Origin of the sequence: Flavobacterium sp. (assembly GCF_044376915.1) — a bacterium.
Taxonomy (GTDB): domain Bacteria; phylum Bacteroidota; class Bacteroidia; order Flavobacteriales; family Flavobacteriaceae; genus Flavobacterium.
In genome coordinates this window covers 1-2,731 of record NZ_JBILKB010000144.1, presented here as the reverse complement: position 1 = coordinate 2,731, position 2,731 = coordinate 1, and the positions used below count along the sequence as shown (strand labels likewise).

General features: G+C 35.8%; 4 protein-coding genes. All 4 read left to right on the top strand.

What is annotated here, in order from left to right; translation table 11 throughout:
* The first annotated feature begins 2 nt into the window (after positions 1 to 2).
* Entirely contained in the window at positions 3 to 752 is a 750-nt protein-coding gene (gene sufC / locus ACIQ6Z_RS09895) for a Fe-S cluster assembly ATPase SufC (RefSeq protein ID WP_396197538.1), read from the top strand.
* 74 nt (positions 753 to 826) lie between these two features.
* Positions 827 to 1,216, top strand: a complete 390-nt coding sequence (locus tag ACIQ6Z_RS09890; RefSeq protein WP_396197539.1) for a four helix bundle protein — start codon at positions 827 to 829, stop codon at positions 1,214 to 1,216.
* Between the two features lie 28 nt (positions 1,217 to 1,244).
* The gene (gene sufD, locus ACIQ6Z_RS09885) at positions 1,245 to 2,561 is read left to right on the top strand and encodes a Fe-S cluster assembly protein SufD (protein WP_396197540.1); all 1,317 of its coding nucleotides are present in this window, start codon (positions 1,245 to 1,247) and stop codon (positions 2,559 to 2,561) included.
* A 17-nt stretch (positions 2,562 to 2,578) separates the two neighbouring features.
* A partial coding sequence (locus tag ACIQ6Z_RS09880) for an aminotransferase class V-fold PLP-dependent enzyme (RefSeq protein WP_396210709.1) occupies positions 2,579 to 2,731 on the top strand: 153 nt, incomplete at its 3' end.

Below are 2,731 nucleotides of genomic sequence, written 5' to 3'. Positions count from 1 at the left end.
AAATGTTACAGATAAAAAACTTACACGCTTCGGTAGAAGACAAAGAAATATTAAAAGGAATTAACCTTGAAATTAAAGCAGGGGAAGTACATGCGATTATGGGACCAAATGGTGCTGGAAAATCGACCTTATCTTCCATCATTGCCGGAAATGAAAACTACGAAGTTTCTGAAGGCGAAATCTTTTTAGATGGTGAAGAAATTTCAGAATTGGCACCCGAAGAAAGAGCGCACAAAGGGGTTTTCTTGTCGTTTCAATACCCAGTGGAAATTCCAGGAGTTTCGGTGACGAATTTTATCAAAACCGCAATCAACGAAAAACGCAAAGCCAACAAGCAAGACGAAATGCCTGCGAATGAAATGCTGAAATTAATTCGTGAAAAATCAGAATTATTAGAAATGGACCGCAAATTCTTGTCGCGTTCCTTAAATGAAGGTTTTTCAGGTGGTGAAAAGAAACGTAATGAAATCTTTCAAATGGCCATGTTGGAACCAAAAATCGCTATTTTGGACGAAACCGATTCAGGCTTGGATATCGACGCCTTGCGAATTGTAGCGAATGGAGTAAACAAATTAAAAAACGAAAACAATGCGGTGTTGGTGATTACGCACTACCAACGTTTGTTGGATTATATCGTTCCTGATTTCGTTCACGTATTAATGGACGGAAAAATCGTAAAAACGGGTGGGGCTGATTTGGCGTTAGAGTTGGAAGAAAAAGGATACGATTGGATTAAAAACGAGTTGGTTTAATTCGTTTCAGGTTTCAAGTTTCAGGTTTTTTATAACCTCATTTACACACACTACAATTTAATTTTATATACGCCATGGCAACAATTACACAGTTTGAAGATTTAGAAATCTGGCAAGAAGCTAGAAAATTAGCAAAAGAAGTTTTTATTCTTTCAAAAGAAACAGATTTAAAAACTGATTTTAGATTTAAAGAACAAATAAAAGCATCATCTGGTTCCGTAATGGACAATATTGCTGAAGGTTTTGAAAGAGATGGAAATTTAGAATTTCGCCAATTTTTATCAATAGCAAAAGGTTCGGCAGGAGAAACCAGATCTCAGATTTATAGACTATACGATTGCGAATATATTTCGGAAGAACAGTTTAAAGATTTGAAAAATAAATATGAAAACTTAAGCGGTAAAATCAAAAATTTCATCACTTATTTAAACAAGAAAAATTTCAAAGGAAACAAGTTCCAATAACCTGAAACTTGAAACAAAATATTGAACAATGGAATTAAAAGATAAATTATTAGCTTCGTTCATGGCTTTTGAAGAAAAGATTGACATCCAATCGGAACTTCATGAGTTGAGAAGCAACGCCATAAAAAATTTCGAAAACAAAGGTTTCCCTACTAAAAAAGAGGAAGCTTGGAAATACACTTCGTTAAATGCGGTATTGAAAAATGATTTTTCGGTGTTTCCAAAGAAAGAAAACACCATTGAATTTAAAGATGTAAAAAAGTATTTCTTACACGAAATCGACACCTATAAAGTGGTGTTTATAGACGGTATTTTTAGTTCGTTTTTGTCGGCTACCACGCACGATGGAATAGATGTTTGTTTGATGTCTTCGGCCTTAACCAAGCCAAAATATAAAATGGTGATTGATACCTATTTCAATCAAATTGCCAATAAAGAAGATAGTTTGACGTCTTTAAATACGGCATTTTCGTTAGAAGGGGCTTACATCAACATACCCAAAAGCAAAGTAGTAGAAAAACCTATTGAAATTATTTATTTCTCTACGGGTAATGAAGCAGCTTTAATGGTACAACCCCGTAATTTGGTCGTCGTAGGAGAAAATGCCCACGTGCAAATTGTAGAGCGGCACCAAAGTTTGAATTCAAATCCGGTTTTGACGAATTCGGTTACCGAAATTTTTGCTCAAAAACGTGCCATAGTTGATTATTATAAAATTCAAAACGATGTGCAAACTGCCAATTTGATTGACAATACCTACATTGCTCAAAAGCAAGAGAGTAGGGTAGCGGTTCATACCTTTTCGTTTGGTGGAAACATTACCAGAAACAACTTGAATTTCTATCACCAAGGGGAACGCATTGATTCTACCTTGAAAGGAATTACCATTATTGGCGATAAACAACACGTAGATCATTATACGTTGGTACAACACGCTACACCCAATTGCGAAAGCCACCAAAATTATAAAACGATACTAAACGATAGTGCAACAGGTGTTTTCAACGGAAAAATTTTCGTAGAAAAAGAAGCCCAAAAAACCGATGCGTTCCAACAAAACAACAACATTTTAATTGGTGATAAAGCAACGATTAACGCCAAGCCCCAATTGGAAATTTTTGCCGATGATGTAAAGTGTTCGCACGGATGTACCATTGGACAATTAGACGAAAGTGCGATGTTCTACATGCAACAACGCGGTATTCCTAAAAAAGAAGCCAAAGCCTTGTTGATGTATGCTTTCACAAGTGAAGTAACCAACAGTGTAAAAATACCCGAATTAAAAGCAAAAATCGCACGTATTATCGCCGATAAATTGGGCGTGAATATGGGATTTGATTTATAGCAATATACCTTAGAAATATGTTAGACATCCAAAAAGTAAGAGCCGATTTTCCCATTTTATCGCAAAAGGTAAACGGGAAGCCTTTGGTGTATTTTGACAACGGGGCTACTTCACAAAAACCTCAAGTGGTGATCGATGCTATTTCTACCTATTACCTCGAGTACAATGCA

What these genes read in the sequence shown, in the direction of transcription:
- sufC (WP_396197538.1), top strand. Translation starts at nt 3, where the DNA reads ATGTTACAGATAAAAAACTTACACGCTTCGGTAGAAGACAAAGAAATA.
- ACIQ6Z_RS09890 (WP_396197539.1), top strand. Translation starts at nt 827, where the DNA reads ATGGCAACAATTACACAGTTTGAAGATTTAGAAATCTGGCAAGAAGCT.
- sufD (WP_396197540.1), top strand. Translation starts at nt 1,245, where the DNA reads ATGGAATTAAAAGATAAATTATTAGCTTCGTTCATGGCTTTTGAAGAA.